Annotated in this window: 21 protein-coding genes, 1 pseudogene and 1 riboswitch; of the genes and pseudogenes, 6 read left to right on the top strand and 16 right to left on the bottom strand. The window is 38.7% G+C overall.

Features of this window, described 5'->3' with window-relative positions; all coding sequences use genetic code 11:
* Positions 1-49 precede the first annotated feature (49 nt).
* Positions 50-220 (bottom strand): hypothetical protein, encoded by a 171-nt coding sequence (locus CHI06_RS29840; protein WP_179292667.1) that lies wholly within the window; start codon positions 218-220, stop codon positions 50-52.
* A 251-nt stretch (positions 221-471) separates the two neighbouring features.
* Here CHI06_RS29840 and CHI06_RS17285 point away from each other — a divergent pair, with 251 nt between their 5' ends.
* Both CHI06_RS17285 and CHI06_RS17290 read left to right on the top strand, forming a co-directional pair.
* Positions 472-1029 (top strand): MerR family transcriptional regulator, encoded by a 558-nt coding sequence (locus CHI06_RS17285; RefSeq protein ID WP_095249871.1) that lies wholly within the window; start codon positions 472-474, stop codon positions 1027-1029.
* A 611-nt stretch (positions 1030-1640) separates the two neighbouring features.
* The gene (locus CHI06_RS17290) at positions 1641-2075 is read left to right on the top strand and encodes a CBS domain-containing protein (RefSeq protein WP_095249872.1); all 435 of its coding nucleotides are present in this window, start codon (positions 1641-1643) and stop codon (positions 2073-2075) included.
* Positions 2076-2256: 181 nt separating this feature from the next.
* Here CHI06_RS17290 and CHI06_RS17295 read toward each other — a convergent pair whose 3' ends face one another.
* The 7 genes from CHI06_RS17295 to CHI06_RS17325 all read right to left on the bottom strand — a co-directional run bounded on the left by CHI06_RS17295 (position 2257) and on the right by CHI06_RS17325 (position 11167).
* Entirely contained in the window at positions 2257-3180 is a 924-nt protein-coding gene (locus CHI06_RS17295; RefSeq protein ID WP_095249873.1) for a patatin-like phospholipase family protein, read from the bottom strand.
* 264 nt (positions 3181-3444) lie between these two features.
* A complete protein-coding gene (locus CHI06_RS17300; protein WP_095249874.1) occupies positions 3445-5019 on the bottom strand; it encodes a SagB family peptide dehydrogenase in 1575 nt (524 codons plus the stop codon).
* A 23-nt stretch (positions 5020-5042) separates the two neighbouring features.
* Positions 5043-6989 carry a TOMM precursor leader peptide-binding protein gene (locus CHI06_RS17305; protein ID WP_095249875.1) on the bottom strand — a complete coding sequence of 649 codons (1947 nt, stop codon included), beginning with the start codon at positions 6987-6989 and terminating at the stop codon, positions 5043-5045.
* Positions 6986-8905, bottom strand: a complete 1920-nt coding sequence (locus tag CHI06_RS17310; RefSeq protein WP_095249876.1) for a putative thiazole-containing bacteriocin maturation protein — start codon at positions 8903-8905, stop codon at positions 6986-6988. Before CHI06_RS17310 ends, CHI06_RS17305 begins: the two co-directional genes overlap by 4 nt.
* A 168-nt stretch (positions 8906-9073) precedes the next feature.
* Positions 9074-9394, bottom strand: a complete 321-nt coding sequence (locus CHI06_RS17315; protein ID WP_095249877.1) for a heterocycloanthracin/sonorensin family bacteriocin — start codon at positions 9392-9394, stop codon at positions 9074-9076.
* Between the two features lie 330 nt (positions 9395-9724).
* Positions 9725-10678 (bottom strand): MBL fold metallo-hydrolase, encoded by a 954-nt coding sequence (locus CHI06_RS17320; protein WP_095249878.1) that lies wholly within the window; start codon positions 10676-10678, stop codon positions 9725-9727.
* 54 nt (positions 10679-10732) lie between these two features.
* Positions 10733-11167: a hypothetical protein gene (locus CHI06_RS17325; protein ID WP_095249879.1), complete on the bottom strand. Its 435-nt coding sequence runs from the start codon at positions 11165-11167 to the stop codon at positions 10733-10735.
* Between the two features lie 225 nt (positions 11168-11392).
* On the opposite strand from CHI06_RS17325, the gene CHI06_RS17330 reads away from it, so the two are divergent.
* Complete coding sequence (locus tag CHI06_RS17330; RefSeq protein WP_095249880.1) at positions 11393-11971, top strand: HAD-IA family hydrolase; 579 nt, start codon at positions 11393-11395, stop codon at positions 11969-11971.
* Positions 11972-12019: 48 nt separating this feature from the next.
* Here CHI06_RS17330 and CHI06_RS17335 read toward each other — a convergent pair whose 3' ends face one another.
* From CHI06_RS17335 to tenA, 6 genes are all read right to left on the bottom strand, one after another.
* A complete protein-coding gene (locus tag CHI06_RS17335) occupies positions 12020-12457 on the bottom strand; it encodes a universal stress protein (protein WP_095249881.1) in 438 nt (145 codons plus the stop codon).
* 207 nt (positions 12458-12664) lie between these two features.
* A complete protein-coding gene (thiW, locus tag CHI06_RS17340; protein ID WP_095249882.1) occupies positions 12665-13156 on the bottom strand; it encodes an energy coupling factor transporter S component ThiW in 492 nt (163 codons plus the stop codon).
* 38 nt (positions 13157-13194) lie between these two features.
* Positions 13195-13845, bottom strand: coding sequence for a thiamine phosphate synthase (gene thiE / locus CHI06_RS17345; RefSeq protein ID WP_095249883.1), 651 nt, complete (start codon positions 13843-13845; stop codon positions 13195-13197).
* Positions 13846-13854: 9 nt separating this feature from the next.
* Positions 13855-14661: a bifunctional hydroxymethylpyrimidine kinase/phosphomethylpyrimidine kinase gene (gene thiD / locus CHI06_RS17350; RefSeq protein ID WP_095249884.1), complete on the bottom strand. Its 807-nt coding sequence runs from the start codon at positions 14659-14661 to the stop codon at positions 13855-13857.
* A 12-nt stretch (positions 14662-14673) separates the two neighbouring features.
* Positions 14674-15480, bottom strand: coding sequence for a hydroxyethylthiazole kinase (gene thiM, locus CHI06_RS17355; RefSeq protein WP_095249885.1), 807 nt, complete (start codon positions 15478-15480; stop codon positions 14674-14676).
* A 48-nt stretch (positions 15481-15528) separates the two neighbouring features.
* A complete protein-coding gene (gene tenA, locus CHI06_RS17360) occupies positions 15529-16200 on the bottom strand; it encodes a thiaminase II (RefSeq protein WP_095249886.1) in 672 nt (223 codons plus the stop codon).
* A gap of 107 nt (positions 16201-16307) precedes the next feature.
* A riboswitch (TPP riboswitch) is annotated at positions 16308-16411 on the bottom strand.
* 277 nt (positions 16412-16688) lie between these two features.
* Between tenA and CHI06_RS17365 the strand changes: the two are divergent.
* Positions 16689-17298: pseudogene (locus CHI06_RS17365) on the top strand (DUF2238 domain-containing protein).
* 154 nt (positions 17299-17452) lie between these two features.
* On the opposite strand, the gene sstT reads toward CHI06_RS17365, so the two are convergent.
* Positions 17453-18691 carry a serine/threonine transporter SstT gene (gene sstT / locus CHI06_RS17370; protein ID WP_095249887.1) on the bottom strand — a complete coding sequence of 413 codons (1239 nt, stop codon included), beginning with the start codon at positions 18689-18691 and terminating at the stop codon, positions 17453-17455.
* Positions 18692-19106: 415 nt separating this feature from the next.
* Here sstT and CHI06_RS17375 point away from each other — a divergent pair, with 415 nt between their 5' ends.
* The gene (locus tag CHI06_RS17375) at positions 19107-19415 is read left to right on the top strand and encodes a hypothetical protein (protein WP_095249888.1); all 309 of its coding nucleotides are present in this window, start codon (positions 19107-19109) and stop codon (positions 19413-19415) included.
* Between the two features lie 263 nt (positions 19416-19678).
* Complete coding sequence (locus CHI06_RS17380) at positions 19679-21178, top strand: MHYT domain-containing protein (protein WP_095249889.1); 1500 nt, start codon at positions 19679-19681, stop codon at positions 21176-21178.
* Positions 21179-21217: 39 nt separating this feature from the next.
* Here the strand turns inward: CHI06_RS17380 and CHI06_RS17385 are convergent, their stop codons facing one another.
* A complete protein-coding gene (locus CHI06_RS17385) occupies positions 21218-21637 on the bottom strand; it encodes a hypothetical protein (protein ID WP_095249890.1) in 420 nt (139 codons plus the stop codon).
* Positions 21638-21684: the final 47 nt, after the last annotated feature.

The following is a 21684-nucleotide window of genomic DNA, read 5'->3' on the forward strand; positions in this document are numbered from 1 at the left end:
CAGATGCCTTTTGGCTTTTTATTTTATATTTTATTTTACTTTTGTAAAATTAAACTGCTTGTTTCATAGATTGTGCAGGATTCACAGTTATGTTTTGAAGTTGAGATTCTAACTGAGCTAAATCAGATTCATCTCTCTCCTTAAGTTTATCAAAAATAACAACCGTAATAAAATAGGAACCTATGAAATAACCGATACACATCAACCAAGTAAGAAACATTTTATTTCCCCCTTTGTTAGTAACTTACGTTTATTTTAAGGGATTCCTATACCTCTCAGATGTGATATAAATCACGAAAAATAAAAAGGAAAGAAAAATTTTTTTTGTTTTATTAAGAAAAGTTATCAGTCTAATTACAAATCGTTTACTATCCGCTGGTTCGACAAATTTTAAAAAAATAGCTTGGTATAATGTCTTTATCTTGCAATGAAGTTTTACATAAAGATATCTAATAGCGGAGGTGTATTGATATGTCGGAAATACATTCACCAAGTCACGTACAAGAATTACTTGGAATCGATAGCCATACATTACGAAAGTATGCCACTCTATTAGAAGGACACGGATATAAGATTCACCGCAATCATAGGGGCCACAGGGGATATTTTGATAAGGATATTACCACGATTCGGAAATTTATTGAATTCACCGGTCAAGAGGGTATGACGTTGGAACTTTCAGCGCAAGCGGTAATGTCGTGGAATTCTGAAGAAAATAAAAATGTCATCAGGACAGAAGAAGAAACGGTACAAACTAACCCACCTGACCCAGAAATCATACAGAATAATAATCTTGATGAATTGTTGGAAAGAATAGAACATTTGGAGCAAATTAACATGGATTTAATCAAACATCTGAAGGAGAAGGCCGTAAGGGAAGCTTATCTAGAAGAGAAGATTAATCAAATAGTGAAGTATGTAGTACGTTCGGAACAACTGTTAGAGGAACGAAGCAAAATGATGTTGGAAGAAACAAGACAGCAAATCGCAGCAGCCCATCAAAAAAAATGGTGGAAATGGTGGAAGTGAGAAAAGCAGTGGGTTGGATATGCATGGTTTACAGGTCATGGAATATATGATAAGAATAATGAACCCAGCAGCTCCTTTTTTTTCAAGTATTAATTTAATGTATATAGATATAACCTTTTTTATTTACATTTTGCCTTTTATGTCATAATACAAAGCCACAATAACCTCAGTATTATTATCAATAAAACATTGGCGTTCTCTTGAAACTGTTGTCCATTCATCAGAAAAAATTGGGCCGACAAAATATGTCAGAACCTAAAAGTATATCAATCATGAAGTTGGGAAATGACATAACTTACACCAGCAAGTTTCCCAGCTTTATTCAAAACATCTTGAACGTCACTCTATGTCCAATCAGGAGCAACCTCAACCGTTTTTTCAAGCAATATCTCATATTCTTCATTACGCATTAATAATTCCTCCTAATTATCAAAAAACTCTTTATAATAAATCTAACTAAACCAATAATAACCATATATATGGACAAATGATTCCGATACTCCATTTCTATATGTTACAACGGTGAAGCTTATATTTAGGAAAATGTTACCATTAATAATATCGCCAATGTTCCCCATCCTATAAAGGATAAATATATTGGAGGTAATTTCATGGCACAATTAAGAGATATCATGACATCAAATGTTGTTACAGTTACCGAAACACAGACCGTACAGGAAGCTGCAGCGTTAATGAGCGAATATAATATCGGAGCTATCCCAGTAGTTAATAACAGCAGACAAATAGTTGGAATGGTAACGGATCGTGACATTACCCTTCGTACGACAGCACAAGGAGAAAATGCACAAACACCAGTCTCTCAAGTCATGACTGCACAGCAAATCGTACAAGGAACACCTGATATGGATGTTCATCAAGCAGCAAACTTAATGGCAGAGCAGCAAATTCGCCGATTGCCGGTAATCGAAAATGGGCAAATAGTAGGAATGGTTGCTTTAGGTGATCTAGCAGTACAAAATCAATTTGCAAATGAGGCAGAACAAGCATTACAAAGTATTTCCACGCCTTCTGCACCTCAACAATAGTAAGAGTTTATTTTTAATGACATAAAATTATTAGCACAGAACAGGCTTTGGGTTGATGTTATGGACCTTTTCTGGAGTATTGAAAAAAGCCCAATTTCTCAATTTAATGCTAAGAAATTGGGCTTTTTGATATTGGTATTTCCTTAATGTTGTAAATTCGAGTTTTGCTGGTAGTGCCACTTCATAATTTCCTTATTGCTTTTTGCATTCTTTTGATCTTATGTTGATCAAAATCCCATTTTGATAAGAAGTCTTTTGTGGAAGTATAGCCTGATTTATAGAGAAAATCAATTTCAGCCTCACTCAATTCAAAATCAGTTGTGTTGATGTTCCCAGAAGAAATTTTAATGGTCCGTTCATTTGTTTCTTCGTTCAAATGTCTTAAATCATGGGCTTGAAGCATCGTTTTAAATATATTTTTGAAAAGGTGAAGCGGCGTTGGTATAACGGCATCTATGTTAACTTTATCTTTCACAAAACGAAAGCCAAACGTTGGAAACCGAGGGTTGTCCGTATCGAATAACCATATTGGGAAGTTACTAAGTAATCCACCATCTAAAATATAGGATTTTTTACGGTCTTTTGATTTCCAAATAACCGGACGGAAGAAAAATGGTATAGAAGCGCTCATCATAACGGCAGTTGAAACTTTTAGATCTGAAGGCGTCATCCTATAACGATTTAAATCATCTGGCAAAATAAGCATTTGGCCATTCGATACATCTGAAGCAATAATCTTTAACTTTCCATCTGGAAGATCTGCAAATGTCTTAATTCCTTTTTCTGAGAGAAGTGAATCCACCCATGTTTCCAAATAATCATTTTTATAGATTCCAAGATTAAACATTAGTTCAAGTAAGCTGCCAAAAATGGGAATTCGATTCAAGATCGTCCTGCCACGAAGTTTCGAAAAATCAAGTTCTTTAAGGTGCTTTCTAATCTCATAGCTTTTATAGCCGCTTGCCAAAAGAGCAGCGATTACGGCTCCAGCAGATGTTCCAGCTATTCTTTGCCATTGTACCTTTTCCTCTTCCATCGCTTGAATCGCTCCAACAAAAGCAATCCCTCTAGCTCCACCACCTTCAAAAACAGCATCTACCTTCAACTATTTTCCACCTCGCGATAAGTGTCATTAAATAAAGTAAACTTTTGGGATCGATCCTAGATAAAATAAATCTTCATATTCCCCTTCCCCTTCATATTACAAATAATTGTTAAAACTTTAAAGCAATAAAAAAATTTATAATAGACATATAATAAAACAAATCTGGGTACCTATTTAATTATTGATTCCTTGGGATTAATCTACAGGCAAGCAAATTAAAGGAGAGCAATTTTAAGATCACCCTCCTTTAAACTAGTAAAGCTATTAACAACACAAGCCTCCCATTAGCCAAGGGCGATGTCGAAAGGGGCCGATTGGGATTTGGATTAAGCTGGTTTTTCCTTGTGGGTCCATCTTGTAAAGCTCATCACACATATTGGAATCATATCCGAGGAGCGGGTGTCCTCCCATTCCACTGGCTCCTGCCGATAAGAGTAATCGTTGCACGAGCATACCTGCCTCCATTTGTTGGATTCGGTATCCTCTGTATCCGAGTGTAGGTGCATAGTAATCCTTAACTCCTGTGACATGCAGGCACAGTGGTACTTGTAGCAAATTTACATTATTTAACGACATACCAGATTGCAACAGGAGTCGATGATCTCCAAGCTGAACCAGATGTAATGCATGAGCAGTGCTGTCATAGTGGTACGCACCATTAGGAATTCCTTCAACATTATACAAACAGAGATTAACTGAGACACGTGTCTCGTGCCTCTGATCCACAGAAACCAAATCATTTCGATACAAAAAGGACTGCGTTGCCTCGTGTAACAGATTTGCCAATTCGAGTTGACTTACCTTTCCCAAAATGAAATCCATATCTGGGGAAAATCGCTTTCGACAAACAGACCCAAAATCATACGACACCCTCTCCGCATATGGAAGAGCCACCGCTTGACCCTCACATTTCCCATTCTCCTGTGCCTCTATCAAAGAAAATAAAGTTGTAGAATCCAGCATGGACGCTTCATTTATCTTCGTTAACATCGGATACTCTTTAACTCTCTGTGACCGGACGAAGTGGTTTGGTTGAATCAGTGTCAATTCTCTGCACAACTCCGCTGCCGAAACTATCCTGTCTCTTTCACCCCCGTTAGCTGACCATATGGTAGGTTCAACCGATAGGGGGATGACCGAATAGACGGCCTCCTCCTTTTCAGATAAACCAAGCAAATGATTCATGGCCCGATCTAGAAATTGGAAGTATACCCCCGTTTCGAAGCCAAACCGTTTCGATACTTCCAACAACTGTCCCATCAACACACCTGCATCCAATCCCTGCAGTCGGTAGGCAAAGTTATTGTATTTATAAAAGTTTTTCCAAAACATAGTCGATACAAAAACCGTCCCAAAACATGCTGAAATGTCACATCGATTCCCAAGAGCCTTGGCAATATAGGAATCAAAATTTCCTTCCCGCAGCAATACTAAGCGATGGTGTGCCACATCGTAATGATATACCCCAATTGGCAAATCCTCGATTTTTAAATAAACGTATAATTCGTTTGGATATAGCGCTCCACCCGAGGGAGCAAACCTTCTGTACGATTGCATGACGTCTGAATGGTCTGTAGCATCCAAGCTAAAGACAGATTGGCTAATTTGAGTAAGGCCGTAAACATACCAAAGAAAATCCCCGATTATACGCAGGTCAGGCATAAAGGGTTGCTTCAGTTCTTCAAGTGTCAGTGGTACTTCTAGGGATAATGGGACTACAGGTAATCCGCGGTATAGCTTAAAAGGAAGTGGTTTATCCTCCCAATCCACTTCCCAATTTGGAATGCTTGCCTTCTCAATGTCAAAATGCAAATTGTGCAGAAACTCATCTAGAATCATACTCAATCCTCCTAGTGATGCACTTATGGAAACGGATGTGGATGCGGATTAAGCTGTTCAGCGGTTAGCGGTTCTTGCGAATATCCAAGTTCCATAGGGACCCTGAATACCCTATCCAGCCCAGATACGCGTGTTAGGTGATGTCCAAATGTCATCGGCAGCATCCCCGGAATCAGCACTTTTACGCAATACAGTCCGTTTCGGGCCGTTTCCGGTGTCGTCTGGTCAACCACAATGACATCGAGATTTAATCTGCGAAATACTCGAACTATATCCTGAAGGTCATCAGTAAGATCTAAATGTGTTGACTTCCACTTGAATTCCTCGTTAAATGATCGTAATGGACGAAGATCGTCCAGCAAAAACTGCAGGCGCTCTTCTGCTTGCGGCAAACCGTACAGCATTCCATGATCATCCATTTGTTGCACCAAGGTAGAATCATGCAGCATTCGTACATACTCCTCCTGGTTCGCCTCTAATTTCTCATCCAATGACAGCATCATACCAGCTAATTCGTGAACCGCCGTTTTCACCGCTCGTACCGGGTCCAAATGAGATCCGGCCGCACAGATAAGATTCATCCCTTTTTCTTTTCTGTTCTTCGCTATGGCCAAAATACTTGGAATTCCATGCTCCATCGTTGAGTTATACAAATATAGATCATATTCCGCGACTGCACGCATCCGTTCAATCATTAACTGAAGCTCTTGGTCTTCAATGGAGGCTGGGTCCAGACGCGGGAGGGGCATCTGCGCGTACCACGTCATCAGGAACGAATCGCGTTCGACCACTTCCAAAATACCGTAGAGAATCGCCTCTTCTAGACTTCCGCCCAACGCACACCCATTGGAGGTTTCATAGACAAATCCTCGTGATCCGCAGCCCAAACTATAATAAGCAAGCAGCTCTGGAACCAAAATCGGACGCTCTTGCAAAAACGAATATCCCCACACCCAATCAATCGGGCGATCTGGATCAAATTCTGTAAATGGAAAACCAGGTCTCTCATACTGTTCTTTTTCATGCACTCCAACCTCAATCGGATTGAGTGCTTGATTTTTCAAATGATTATAACTGTCATGAACCACTGTCCGTTTTCCACGGGGTTCAAGTCCACAGTACCGCTCCAACCCTTCTAAAATGGCCGTCAATTCACTAACCGCGAATGAGTTTGTACGGCCTGCTGTTCGTTCGTCCCCCTCGAATAAAGGCAAATTGACACTTACATCAGCAAATGTGTGCACGAGGTTAACCATTTTATCATTCAAAAGGCCTGTGCGTTGATCAAGATAGTCATTAGCGAGAACCTCATTCAGGTCATCTAACGAACGGCTGCGATAACTGTCGCTGGTAACCTTCGGACTTTGCTGCAGAGAAATTCTAGCCATCTCTGGTGTATCGTCAGGTAATGAACTACAAACCTGACACAAGGGGACGGGCAGAAACCTGTGCCAGGAACTCTTCAATGTTTTCAGATTGAGAAAACATACCTTTTCTTCAGATTGCGCCTGATTACCTCTAATAATCTTTTGGACCTCAGCCAGTAATAGGTGCGCCAAGTGAAGAAGACTCGTACGTGTGGCCCAGGGTTCCTGCTGCATTGCTCCTGTTAACTCTAACCTCTTTTGTATTTCCCACATCTCTCTACGGTCGTGTCCTGTCATAAGACGCCTCATATCTGTACATTGTGAACAACCTTGTGTACCCGGACGAACAAGCGGACCTATTACACCCTCTCCAAAAGAAACAAAACCTCTTAGCCAGGGAGTATGTGTTCGATGAAACACCTCTTCTGCTTTTTGATGAACAGAGGGATTCCATGCATCATGTAAAACCAATGCCAAATCAATCCTTCCGGGTACAATTGCCCCGAAATCGGTTTGGCGAAATACCAAGTGTTGAGATGACAGTTCTTCACAAATGTGGTCTGCCAGCAGCCCTTCTCCTACAACCAACATGACAGCACTCACGTTAATCCCTCCTCTTGAACCAATACCCCAAATATCCCTGACAATCCCTCTTTCAAAAAAGGTTCTAGTTCTAGTTCATATACAAACAACTGCTTCCCGTTCCCTTCCAAAATTTCCATAGCAGTCAGCAAGTCCTCGGTTTGTAATCTCTCTTCACACGAAGGAATTTCAATGGATAGCGGCACCTTTTCATCCAGAATCATGGATGAAAACTCCAAGGATCGTGCCATAACGAATTCCTCTTCATTTTGCACATTGAAAATTGCCTGTTGCAGCGCATTTCGTAATGCCAGTGTGATATTCAAATCGACACTGCCATACCATCCGACATTTGTACCAACCCACACAACCGGGAATCCAGACACCTCCTCGCCAATCCCTATAATCGGAGCTCCCCGCAAGGTCGTAAGTGCCTGCAAATAATACTGACAGCGTTCATCTTCTACCGTACTTAACTGCACCGGGTAGAGGGAATACTCCTCTTCAAGGCTTTGTTTGATCAACTCCTCGTCTAAGAATCTTTGTAATCCCCGGCAAACACTTTCAGAGAATGTTTCACCTGCTCCCACCTCCACTTCCGGAGGTAGATCCAGCGCTCCGACTAGTTGTGATACATAGTTTTCAATTCCGGACAAACCCGCTTCCCTTCTTGCCTCCTCATGTGTTAGACCTGTACAGACAATATCACCCAATAGTTCAGCTGGCCTATATGCCAATGGGTTGACTGGTTGAACTCGGCACTGAGCCAATGGCAGCTGCTGTAAGTCACCCTCCTCCCAAATGTGAAAAATTCCGGATATATTAGATGTCAAATGGTTAAAGGAAAGGAGTAATTGACCTGGATCTACTCTTTCGGTTCCCTGTGCTAGTCGCTTATCTATATCTTCAACCAATCTAGAAGATGTTTGTCCTGTCACCAGCGGATGAGGCATAAAAGAATGCCAGTTTCCTTCTAACGTTTCCAAATCTAGAAGAAAGAATTGATTCTTCTGTTCCTTTTCGGTCACACCCGTAACGTCTTTAAACAACTCAAATACGATGACATTCGCCAGCATGGCTAAGGGTGTCGAAGCAGAAGCATTAAATTTCTGCTCTCTTAAGAGAGCCCCTTGGTGAATACGGCGCCAAGCAGACTCCCAGTCGGCCTCTGAGTCTGAATATACTAACGGACCCGCTAAACCAGCCTGTTCTAAACAGATAGCAGGGAGAAACACTTTCTTCTCTTCCTTGCTAACCCTATGTAGAAGTCGGAGTTCCTCTACATCATGCTGTTCTGACACATATAAAATATAATCAAACGGTTTTACTATTTCCTCCCAAGTACTTTCCCCCTGCTTGTTTAGAGTGACCTCCTCGATCTCCACATCAGGGTCTGTTTTACGGGCATGTGCCACGAGTTCCATCAACCGCTGTCTATTGGTCTGAACACTGTCAGTAATCAACGTTTGGAACTTGGGCAATCCGGAATCAAGTAACGCCGCAACCAACGAAACAAAAAAAGGACCAGAGCCTACTGCTAACACTTTTGCTTGGCGATAGTTCTGAAAACGGAACCCACCTGAATCAAGCAAATTATCCACAAATTCAATTTGAGAGGCATACTTTTTTAGAACCTGTTCCTTCAATTGATGCGGACGGTCTTGACTCACATCTCGAACAAACCCATTTCGATAAAGGGCTTCTGCAATTTCAAACACTCTATCTCGATAAGCCACCGGCAAACCGTTAGTCAAATACTCCAATGTGTACTCGCCATTAAACATGGGGATCAGCTTTTCAACCCATTGATCAATCATACTGCCTTCCATACGGAACGAGCTTACATTGTTCCGAAAAAACACACCACTGTTTGGATCAGGGAGAAAAAACGTGTCCCTTTTCACTTTCAAACGCATAGAAGGGTTCATATTCGTCATTACGTTCCTCCTTAGCCGAAGCTTTTTCTCATATTTATCATCACTATTATCCTATGTATCTCAATTTGTCCCTATGTTAATTGTTGTAGAGAGGAGCCCCTACAACCATTGTAGGGGCCCTTCTCCTCTTCACATACAATCGAAGTTTTCGTTATAGATTGAAAACGATCAACCGCCGCAACGATGGCCTCCGCCACCACAACGATGTCCGCCACCGCAATTGTGTCCTCCGCAGCGATGTCCGCCGCCGCAATTATGGCAGCGATGTCCGCCGCAATTGTGGAAGCAATTGTGGAAGCAATTAAAACAATTAAAGCAGTGAAAACAGCTAAAGCAACTAAAACAGCTAGAACATCGGCCAAAACCACCCACACCTAGGAATATTCGATCCTGATCACCATAGTACTGGTTTTGGTCATAAGAAACAGCTTGGGTCGCTTGGAAATCGCCAAGATTTAACCCCTGGAGTTGACTTTGAAAATCATTCATTTTTCATTACCTCCTTATATATTTAAACAAGGGCAGCAGCAACTTGAAATTAGAACAGAACAAACTTGAAAGTAGATAAACACCCTGTTTTTTAAAAACCTTTCCCAACAAAATATGTACATTGGGTGGGTATTGCTACTATTAAAAAAGCCTAATTATAAGGGTTCGATGAAAATCCCATTCGTATAGTCCATCTTTCTGTCATATTAACGAAAAAGAATAAATCCTTATCAAAAAAAAAACCCTTTCGTGTATACAGTTCTAACTGTTTACACAAAAGGGATTATCAATCAGTTAACATAATAATGTTATTAGCAAAATAATTCATGATCATTTGACGATAGAACGATAATACAATTTTCCGCCCTTCCATTCACTAGAGATTTCACCATTCTTTTCAAGGTAAATAAGTCGAGTAATGGTGGCCAAAAATGGAGCAAAAAATTTGGTATCACTTAGTGGACCGTATATTTCCTGACAAACCTTCCATGCTGTTTTTTCTTCGGTCCCAACAATTTTTAAAATCTGTTGCAAGCGATGTTTGTGACCAGTGATCATGTCGTCTATCCGCTCATTCAAATTGTAAATGAGTTCCCCATGACCTGGGAGCACTAGTTTGGCAGGATAAGCCATTAACCTTTCCAAAGAGGCAAAGTTATCTTTTATTGGATTCAGGTCGTTTTCTGACCAAAGAGCAATGATGGGAGAAAGTCCCGCTAAAATATGATCCCCAGTGATCATCACCTGTTGATTATGATTATATAAACAGAAATGATCCGAGGAATGCCCTGGCGTCCATATGGTTTCATACATTTCGTTCCCCAGCTTTATCGTTTGCTGGTTTTCAAAAAGTCCATCAGGTTCAAATTCATAAGCATCTTCTTCTAAATTCCCCATATTCCGAGGGATTTCAGGGCCACCATGTGTCTTTAATAAGCTAAGAATCCAATTTCCATTATCATGATTTCGTTTTCTCTGAATTTCTTTATAACCTAAACTTGAAATATAGACAGGAACATGATGCTGTTGTTGAAACCATCTAGCTAGTCTAATATGATCTGGATGAGCATGGGTTAAGACTAATTTCTCGATTTTAATTCCCGAAGCTAACGTTTTCTCCCAAATATCGATAGATTCTTTCGCTTCACTACCAGTGTCAACAATCGTAAAGCCGTTATCTCCTTTAAACAAGAAGCTGTTCATTTCATACATTCCAAACGGATACCGAACGACAAGTTGATAAATGTCCTCGGAAATTTTCGTTAGCGTTGGGAACTGACCCACTATAAAACCCCTTCTTTCTTGTATGTATTATTAAATCCTAAGTCTAGCTATTTATTAAATGTTCGTTAATTGACCGTTTATTAATTCTTTATCTAATTCTCTTACTTGATCAAAAGACTGTAGGAGTACGTCCGGGACCAACGTTCTTCCATAAACCCAAGCATTCATCTCAATTTGAGTTTTTAACTTTGCTATTTCATCATCTTCACCATACTTGAAAGTCCTTAAATCATGTTTATTTTTCTTAAAATCCAAGTAATAACCAATTACATGATACAGAATAATTTTTACAAGATTTTCATCTGTCTCTTTCATTCTAATTTTGCTAATATAACCGTTAACTTGAAGGTAATTAAATTTAATCGTATTTGTTGAAACGTTATAACTCATAGGTACAGGTAGTTTATTATTAATTTCATAGTCAATGTTTAAATGGTGATTATTTAATGTATCTTCAATGATTTTCTCAATATTCCAGATTTTCAGCATGTTACAAACACTTCCCTTTATGAATTACTTCGCCGTATTTTGAATTTTCTCTACACTTAACAATTTTACACATAATGATTAAATCTTTAAAGCAAATAATCAAATATTAATAGAGATAGAATGAAAGTATTCACTTCAAGGGTCACATTGGAAATATCGATAAAATCATGATAAAGTAATAATTTTGATAGGGTTTAGACTTAACAAATGAAATGAGGGATGAACTTGAACATATTATGGGATTTTGATGGTACACTTTTTGATACATATCCGGCACTGGTTGAAGGTTTTATAGAATTAAGTCAGCAAGACCTTGATCATGTCGAAGTCTTAAAATGGCTAAAGATTGATTCCTTAACTGCCTTTAAACATTATGGGATTGATGAGAGTAAACGGCCAGAATACAAACGTATTGACAAACAGTATTCAAAAGAATACAGTAAGCCCTTTGAGCATTTAAAGGAAGTTTTATCAGCAGTTGATAACAATATTATAGTGACCCATCGCGATATGGAATCCACGATTTATCTTCTTGAGAAATATCATTTAACCCACTACTTTAAAGAAATTGTATCCGTTGAAGAACAAGGATTTGACAGAAAACCCCATCCTTCTTCTTATGAATATGTTCTGAAAAAGTATCAAATTGATTTAGTCGTTGGTGATAGAGAATTGGATTTACTTCCGGCCAGAAAATTAGGGATTAAAACAGTAGCCTTTCAAAATCAGAACATTGAAGCTGATTTTCACTTAGAAAGCTACAAGGATTTTATTTCTACTGTACTCAATAAAAAAAGCTTGTAGAATGGTCTTTAGCGACTTTTCTACAAGCTTTTCTTTTATAATAGAGATTTATTTTACAATAAACACTGGGCATGGTGCCTTTTGAACGACATAATGGCTGACGCTTCCTAAGAATAGTTCCTTCAGTCCGCTTAATCCTCTGCTACCCATTACAACAAGGTCAGCATCATTTTGCTTCACAAACTCAACAATCATGACTCCTGGATTACCTTCCATGACCACAGATCTTGTTTTATTTGGCAGCGACTGAATTTCTTCGTCAATTTCTTTACGTATGGCATTAACTTCCTCACGTTGAGAGTCCTGGATTGCCTCAAATGCATAGCCATATGTGTAAACGATGGGTCTTGCAGGCTGCATGACCATAAAAACTAATAATTCAATTTGTTTATCTAGTTTTGCTAGATTCATTGCCATTTTCAAAGCTTTTTTACTTAAATCAGAATGGTCATATGCTACTACGATTCTTGAATAATCCGTTAACATTCTTCTCATCCTCTCAAGAATAAAAACTTTATTTCCTACTATTATTATACGTCTGTTATTTTTATTTGTGGTATCTAGATAGTGACAACTTTGTTCCAATTTTAAAAAAAATCCCTCTGTGAGACCGGTGCCTACCTGTCTACACAAAAGGGATTATCAATCAGTTAACATAATAATATTATTAGTAAAAGTGTATATGATAATAATTTAACTATAGAACAATGCCACATTTTTCTTTAAAAAGATTGAGAGAATGATTGCGCCAATCAATGCACCTGCGATCGAGCTAAATATAAATAACGGAATAAATCCAAATAGCGCTGCTTTTTGACCAAGTAGTAGTGTCGCAATTGGATAGCAAAGAATCGCTCCAATAATACCGGTTCCAATTACCTCACCTGTAAAAGCCATATAGATTTTTTTTGTTTTCATAAAAAGCAGCCCAGCCAATAAGGCCCCAACCATACTTCCTGGAAAAGCAAACACCGAACCAGTTCCCATGATATTCCGTAAGATTGAGACACATAAAGCCTGTGCAACTGCATAAAACGGCCCTAACACTACGGCAGATAAAACATTTAAGAGATGCTGTATCGGAAAAACCTTTGTGACTCCAATCGGAATAAACAATAGATTACTTGTGAGTGCACCAATCGCAATCATCATCGCTGTCAATGTGAGTTTATGCGTATTTCTCATAAAAAAACTCCCTCCCCTTTCTCAATGATTTCACAAATCTAAAAGACACTTTTTCTTAACTCCTTAGCACTTTCTGTAACACAATTAGCATGGCTGATTGCGGTAATAACCGAAACACCGTCAGCTCCTGCTTGAATAACAGTCCCAGCATTGTCAGAGGTAATTCCGCCAATTCCAACAATCGGAATGCTTAAGCCTCTCTCTCTCAATTCCTTGATAAGCTTTGTACCATTTGAGGGTTTGGCGTCTTCTTTTGTCTTTGTTGGAAAAACAGGCCCAATCCCAAAATAATCGGCTCCCCCATCAACCGCGACCATCGCTTCTTCGTAACTATGTACAGAAACACCAATAATTTTATCGCCAATCTTCTTTCTTACATCCTTGACAGGTTCATCCTCCTGCCCAATATGAACGCCATCCGCATTGAGGGCGATTGCTAATTCGATATCATCATTGACGATGAACGGTATTTGATGCTCTCGGCATATTTGTTGGAGTTCTTTGGCCAATTCAACCTTTTTATCCCCCGTGAAAGCTCCGGTTCCCTTCTCACGGTATTGAAAAAGGGTAATTCCGCCTTCAATGGCTTCCCTCAACACTTGGGCAGGATACACCCTGCAGTTCGGACTGCCCATGATAAAATAGACCTTCAATGAATCTCTCAAACTCTCCGTATTGAAAATGGTCATGCTGATTCACTACCTTCTCCGTTCATTTCTCTTTCGATATGCCCAGTGATTGGTTGGACCATGCCCCTGACCAATCTGGAGTTGATCTTCAATCGCAGCTTGGATAAAATTCTTTGCTTTTGATACCGCTTCATTCACTGGTAAACCTTTGGCAAGTTCCGCTGTAACAGCTGCTGAAAACGTACAGCCGGTTCCATGCGTGTTCTTTGTCTGGACTCTTTTGCTCGAAAAGGTTATAAATGCGTTCCCATCAAACAATAAATCGATCGACTCATTTTGATTTTCATCATGACCGCCTTTTATGACTACATTCTTAACGCCTAAACCATAAAGGCGTTTGGCGGCTTCCTGTTTACCAGCATCTGTTCGGATTGATATACCAGTTAAAACCTCTGCCTCAGGAATATTTGGTGTAATGACCATGGCTAGGGGTAACAAATATTGTTTCATCGCCGAAATGGCTTCGATTTGGAGTAAGGATGCTCCGCCCTTTGCAATCATAACGGGGTCGACCACTACATTTTTCCATTTGTAGTATTCTATTTTTTCAGAAACGGCTTTAATGATTTCTGCATTGAACAGCATTCCTGTTTTCAGGGCGTCTGTACCAATATCTTCGCCGATTGCTTCAATTTGTCTGCTTACTGCTTCAACACTCATCGGAAATACAGCTTGAACCCCTAGTGTATTTTGAGCTGTTACAGCTGTTAAAGCTGACATACCGAATACCTCTAACTCCTGAAAGGTCTTTAAATCAGCCTGAATTCCTGCACCGCCGCCGCTGTCTGAACCAGCAATCGTTAATACTTTTTTCATGGTGCTCACTCCTTATACTTGGTTGAATAACGCTAATTGATGGATATCCTCTGATGATACAAGAGCAAGTTGATTTATGAATTCGATTTGGAAACTTCCTGGCCCTGTATTGCCCACCTTTTCGAATGATTTTTCCGCTGCAATGCCATAATAGGTTAAAGCAGATAATCCAGCGAGTAACAGGTTCTTTTCCACCCCTGCAAATGCTCCGATTACAGAGGTTAACAGGCAGCCGGTTCCGGTCACTTTTGTTAACAGTGGATGTCCATTAGAAACTAAATAGGTCGTCTCTCCATCTGTCAGCACATCGTCTTTCCCGGTAATCACCACAATGGTATGGAGCTTTTGTGCAGCAGTTATAGCCAATTCCATACTATTCCCTTGTTGTACTCCAGCATCGACACCTTTGATTTCCCGCTTCTCCCCCAGCACATTGGCAACTTCAGCAGCATTTCCTCTAAGGACGGAGATCTTCACTTCTTCCATCACCTTATGTGCCATTTCTGTTCGGAATGGGGTTGCACCTGCTCCAACAGGGTCGAATATAACTGGAATTCCAAGCTCATTAGCTGTTTTTCCAGCCAAAATCATCGAGTCGACCACTTCCCTGCTTAAGGTTCCGATGTTAAGAACGAGAGCACGAGAAATTCGTACCATGTCTGCCACCTCTTCTGGAGCATAGGCCATAACAGGGGATGCCCCAAGGGATAAGAGTCCATTTGCAGTGAAATTAGTGACCACCACATTGGTAATATTATGTACGAGCGGATTTTCCTCTCTTACTCTTTGTAAAATTGAACCTAAATCGCTGCTATTCATTACAGTTCCTCCTTCTTATGTAACTTTTGTAGAGTTCCTCTAATTCTATTAAACCCTTACTGGCCATTCTTCGAGTTTATACGCCATATCCCAAAACTTATATTCAAGCTGACAACTGATCAAGAAATGTTCCTTCATCTTTTCCTTTTCTCTCTCTGTTGCCCCCTCTGCCCACTCATCTAGACGGCTACAAAACTTAGTTGTAATCGAATCGGTAATAGTACCATAAAAGCTGATCCATTCATAAAAAGGATGAGAAGGCTCTGGATTTACCTCAGTCAATAATCTTTTCCCAATTTCCCAATACGTCCACGGACACGGCAATAACACCGCTAAGATTTCTCCTAAAGTTCCTTCGTGTGCGACAGTAAGCATATGACGAATATATTGATGTGCTGATGGCGAAAGTGGAAATCCATGTAATTCCTCGTAAGGAACACCTGCTACTTGGCAAAAGTTATTATGAGGATGGATTTCGCTTTTTAAAATAAATGAAATCTGTTGATTAAACATCTCCATATCTTCACGACTCTCACACTTAGAAACCGCAATTCCATAGATTCGTATAAAAGAATTCAAATATTCAAAGTCCTGTTTCACATAATGAATCAATTGTTCGCTTGTTAATTCCCCCATGGCAATTCCCTGCACAAAAGGATGTTCAAAAATCGCTTGAAAGATAGGATTTGCTTCTTTTCTTAATTCTGCTGAAAAACTCATACTATTTTCCCCCTTATTGGTTTTAACAGGCAGACACTAGAGGGTGGTTGAAATTTCAAACACGAAAAAACCGCCCCATAAATGGAGCGGCTGAATAGTTATTTATCCAAACACAGACTCCACTTTCCTACGCTAGTATGAACTAGATCAGGTTCAAAGGGTCCAAGATAACTCTTGTCTCAGCCATAAAATGGCTCCCCTAGTGGTCTTCCTATTAATTTAATCTTCACTCTACACTCACTTTTTAGTAAAGTCAATCAATTTACCTCTTAAGTTTAAAAGATAAACCGAATGTTTTACGAAGGTAGGAGCATATGCTCATATACATTTATATCAAGATTAACCCTTTCACACTATGGTATGGTTCAACGTGGTGTATGTAAATGAGGTTTTACGATTTTAAAGAACTTTTAAAACCAAAGACTTCTATATTTTATAAAAGTTTAGCAAATACTAGGTACATCTTGTTTTCTGATGGAGTGATTTGAGTGTCACGTAAAAAAGGTAGTTCGATACATATTTTCTTGTTATTTGTTGTTATGCTTGTTCTTATTTGGTCCCTTATTAAACCTGAGGAAGGTTATAAGGTTTTGTTGATGGAGGTTTTACCTTCAGTATTAGTTTTAGTATTCTTGATATCAAGATACAATCAGTTTCGCCTTACCACGGTTTCCTATGTCATTATAACCCTTCTTGTCATTTTAACGTTTATTGGAGGGCATTTATTCTTACTCCAAAGTTCCTCTCTTTACATGGATCAAAGATTATTTTGACTTACAAAGAAACCACTATGATCGGTTTGGTCATTTTCTTAAGGGGCTTATGGTCATCGTTATCTTAGAGATATTATTAAGGAAAACAGTTTTATTGAAAAGTAAAACAACAAATTTTATTGCTCTATGTATCACACTAGCAATCGGGGCTTTCTACGAGATAATTGAGTGGGCAAGTACAAAAATAGGGAAAGAAGGGAAAGCCACAAAAGATTTTTTAGGCATGCAGGGAGACATATGGGACGCCCAGTGGGATATGTCTCTTTTATTAGTGGGGTCCATTCTTTCGCTTATTTTCACAAGGTTCCTTAAGGTTCCTTTATAAAGGATTGGAAAAATCTAGATAACGAGTTGATATTACATACAACGTAGTATCTCACCTAATTCAATAGGTATTAAAGTTAAAGATTTATAACATTTCTATAAAAAAATCCCTTCTGAGTGACGGCTCATGCCTGTCTACACAAAAGGGATAATTATTAAGCTACTTCCTTGATATCTACTTTTTTACCTTCTTTTAACTGCTTCTTATAATCAGCTGTTGCTGTGAAAAGAACGTCTGTTGATGAGTTAAGTGCTGTTTCAAAGGAGTCTTGTAAAACACCAATGATAAAGCCTACTCCAACTACCTGCATCGCAACATCATTAGGGATTCCGAATAAGCTACATGCCAACGGAATTAATAAAAGTGATCCACCTGCAACCCCTGAAGCGCCGCATGCACAAATAGCTGACACTACGCTAAGGATAATAGCTGTAGGGATATCCACATGAATGCCTAGTGTATGAACGGCGGCAAGTGTCAATACAGAAATCGTAACAGCCGCACCAGCCATATTAACAGTTGCACCTAATGGAATCGATACAGAATAAGTATCTTTATCTAACCCTAGTTTTTCACATAGTTTCAAATTAACCGGTATGTTGGCAGCGGAGCTACGTGTAAAGAATGCTGTAATACCGCTTTCCTTGATACAAGTGAATACAAGTGGGTATGGATTCTGACGTACGTTCACCCAAACCATGAGTGGATTGACAACCAAAGCCACAAAGAGCATACATCCAAGCAAAACGACAAGTAATTTTCCATAGCTTAATAGAGACTCGAGTCCATTTGTTGTAATCGAATCAATTACTAGACCCATGATTCCTAATGGTGCAAGCTTGATTACCCATGTAACCATTTTGGAAACAGCATCTGAAAAATTAGAAATCATGGTTTTCGTTGTATCAGGAGCATTTTTTAAAGCTAAACCAAGGATGATCGCCCAAGCTAAAATCCCAATATAATTTGCATTTGCAATGGCATTAACAGGATTATCCACAACATTCAGCAGTAATGCTTTGAGAACTTCCACCACACCGCCTGGAGCCGCCAAATCTTCAGCACCCTTTGTTAGGTTGATACTTACAGGAAAAATAAAACTTACAATGACAGCAATTAATCCAGCTAAAAACGTTCCTAAAAGATAGAGAGAAATAATCGACTTCATATTCGTTTGCTTCCCACTCTTATGCTGCGCAATAGCAGACATTACTAGGAAGAGTACCAGTACAGGTGCAATAGCTTTTAAAGCACCTACAAATAATGATCCTAAAATGACAATTGGTTTTGCCACTTCTGGAATCGCGACAGCCAGGATAATACCAATTAATAAACCAATAGATATTTGTTTTACCAGACTAATTTGATTCCACTTTTTCAATAGATTTTTCATAGATGTACCCCTCCCAATTGTATACACTCTCCGGTGCAAAGAAACATTAAGGTGTGTTCCTCTGTATCTCTTAATGAATTCCCCTGCCCCTTAAATTCTAATAACTAGAATTATAGTGAATATTTAGATATATTACAATAGCTTATCGTTTAGAATAGTATAACAACTTCATAATCGTTAATCAATAAGAGATGAACAATTAATAAAAAAAAAATATAATCGTTCGGATATTTATATATTATTCAGTATTACACTTCTAAGATCGTTCGCCTTTTAAGCGTTATCATAAAAAATCACTATTCGTAATTCACTATTCCATTGCAAATGATTTGTTCTAGGTAGAAAGACCAGAGGAAATTAGTAGGATTTACTTTCCTCTAACATCTCTTAAAATACTTAATGGGAGGTTCGTACAATGTTCAAAAAAACAATCATCCTCGGAATACTCTTATCTATATTACTTGTGTTAGTTATCATAAAATCACAAACTAGTACTCCTGTTACCAATTTAGGCAATGAAAATTCTGAATACAAAACAGTAGAATACAAAATCAGCCAAATGAAAGAGGATCAATATTACGGGAAAAGTGATGATGGAACTAAGATTGTCTTTTCTGCTGAAAGCATCGACTCTAGTGAGAAAATACAAGTCGGTGATGTGGTCATATGTTATTTTGAGAAAGATAATGTTGGAAAAGGGTTAGTAAAAGTTGAAAAAAAATAATCAAGCAGGTATCAGAGTCTTATCGTACTCTTAGACATTTTTAGAGATAACAAACCAAGGGCCATTCTCCATTGAGAATGGCTTTGCTATTTTTTGAACACTTTTAAAATAAAGGCTTCATATGGATCTTTTATACTAAAGTATAGTTCGTTTAAGGTTATATAGCTATTTGGGTATAATTTACCATTTTTTGCTAATTCGTTATAATATACTGCTTGGATGTGAATCATGGTAGAACTATAAACGATTTGGAAGTGTTACCGATGGAGCATAATATGACCTGGACCTATAATGATTACTGGTTCGTTTTTTCCATACTGCTTGGCATTCTTTTTTCATACATAGCGTTAGATCTCCGCTGGAAAATGATTATTTTTAAAAATTTCAAATATAATCTATGGTTATTAGGTTGTGCGATTGCAATGGGGATTGGGATTTGGACCATGCACTTTGTTGGTATGCTTGCGATGGATATGCCAATTCATAGTGAGTATGATGCTAGGATGGTATTGCTTTCACTTCTTATTTCCATTGCAGGCACTGGGCTCGCCTTCTGTATGATGAAAATGAATCATGTTAGACTCCTTTTATCTAGTCTTTTAATGGGTGGAGGAATCGTTGGTATGCACTATATAGGTATGGAGGCAATGCATCTAAACTTCTCCATCACCTATAACACAGCAATCGTGCTATTGTCGTTATGTATTGCTTTCACTGCTGCGTTTGGTTCTTTATGGGTCCTTTTCTTTTTTAATCATCAACGCTCGATGAATTTTCATTGCCGGGTATTGAGCAGTATGCTAATGGGCATCGGAATCGCTGGAATGCATTACATTGGGATGTGGGGAACGAATCTTCACTTTGAACCATCTTTCAAAACTTCAGATGCCTATTACTCCGTTAGTTCCAGTACCTTGAGCTCTTTTATCAGTGTTCCTGCAATTATCGTCGTGCTGATTATGTTATTATCTAGTGCCTTCCTAGATAAAAAACTTATTGCTCAAATGAAGGATCTAAATCATCATGAGAAAAAGCTTAGAGAATCTGAGAAGCTATCACTGGTTGGAGAACTTGCAGCTGGTGTAGCCCATGAAATTAGAAATCCTTTAACGACATTAAAAGGGTTTACGCAAATGATGAATGAAAATACCGATCCCGAAGCAAATAAAAGATATTTCAAGATTATGATTGATGAAATAAACAGAATCAATTTTATCGTAAGTGAGTTTATGGTCCTTTCAAAACCACATATCGTTCAATATTCCTTAACGGATATTTCGCAAAGTATTAAAAATGTGATTACCCTCTTGAATACACAGGCAATCATAAATAATATTGAAATCATTCCGGAATTTATGGGAGAGAGATTTTTAATTAAATGCGAAGAAAATCAAATTAAGCAAGTTATTGCCAATTTGATCAAGAATTCAATAGAAGCCATGCCGCAAGGAGGAAAAATTCAGATTAGGATAGAACAACAAGATACGAATCTTATCATTTCGGTGATTGATAACGGTGTGGGGATATCGAGGGAAAATCTACAACGATTAGGTACCCCCTTTTATACCACAAAAACAGAGGGAACCGGTTTGGGGCTAATGGTGAGCAAGAAAATTATTCAAAATCACAATGGGAAATTTGAAATAAAAAGTGTGCCAAACATCGCTACAACTGTAACAATCACCTTGCCCACAGAACTTAGCCATTTAGATTATGTAAAAATGAATTTCAAAGATGATTCCACTCTAACCGAATCTTCGTAAGCTGTTCTGCTTTACCAGTACGAACAGGTAAAGCCTTTATCATTGATTTCGAAAAATAATCATTCCAATAATCATAGGCACAATCATTAATAGACCGACCGTTAGAGTGGGAATGTATAATCGACTGGCGAAAATGGCGCCAAATTCTCCTAGAATACCACCAATCAAAAAAGGGATGGCCGATTTTGTTTTGTCTGCATTTGGCTTTGCAAAATACCATGCATCCCAAACCGTATAGGCATAAAATCCAGGATAAAATAACACATACTGAAAATTGGCTGCCTCTAATGCTTTTTGGTGGAAACCGTTAAAATCCAGATGTATCGCAGTATTGATCTTCCCAAATACATTATCATAATGTTCGACGAATAGAAGAAATACACTTTTTAGAAATTGTCGATTATAGAGTTGACCAAATCCAGGCATGAGCATGGAAAATAAAGCAGCAAGATTCCTCATGATATTCTCCTTTGTCACTTATTGCTTATTCCGTTTATTGGAAGTGT

Source organism: Bacillus sp. 7884-1 (assembly GCF_002272245.1).
In the GTDB taxonomy this organism is placed as follows: Bacteria; Bacillota; Bacilli; order Bacillales; family Cytobacillaceae; genus Neobacillus.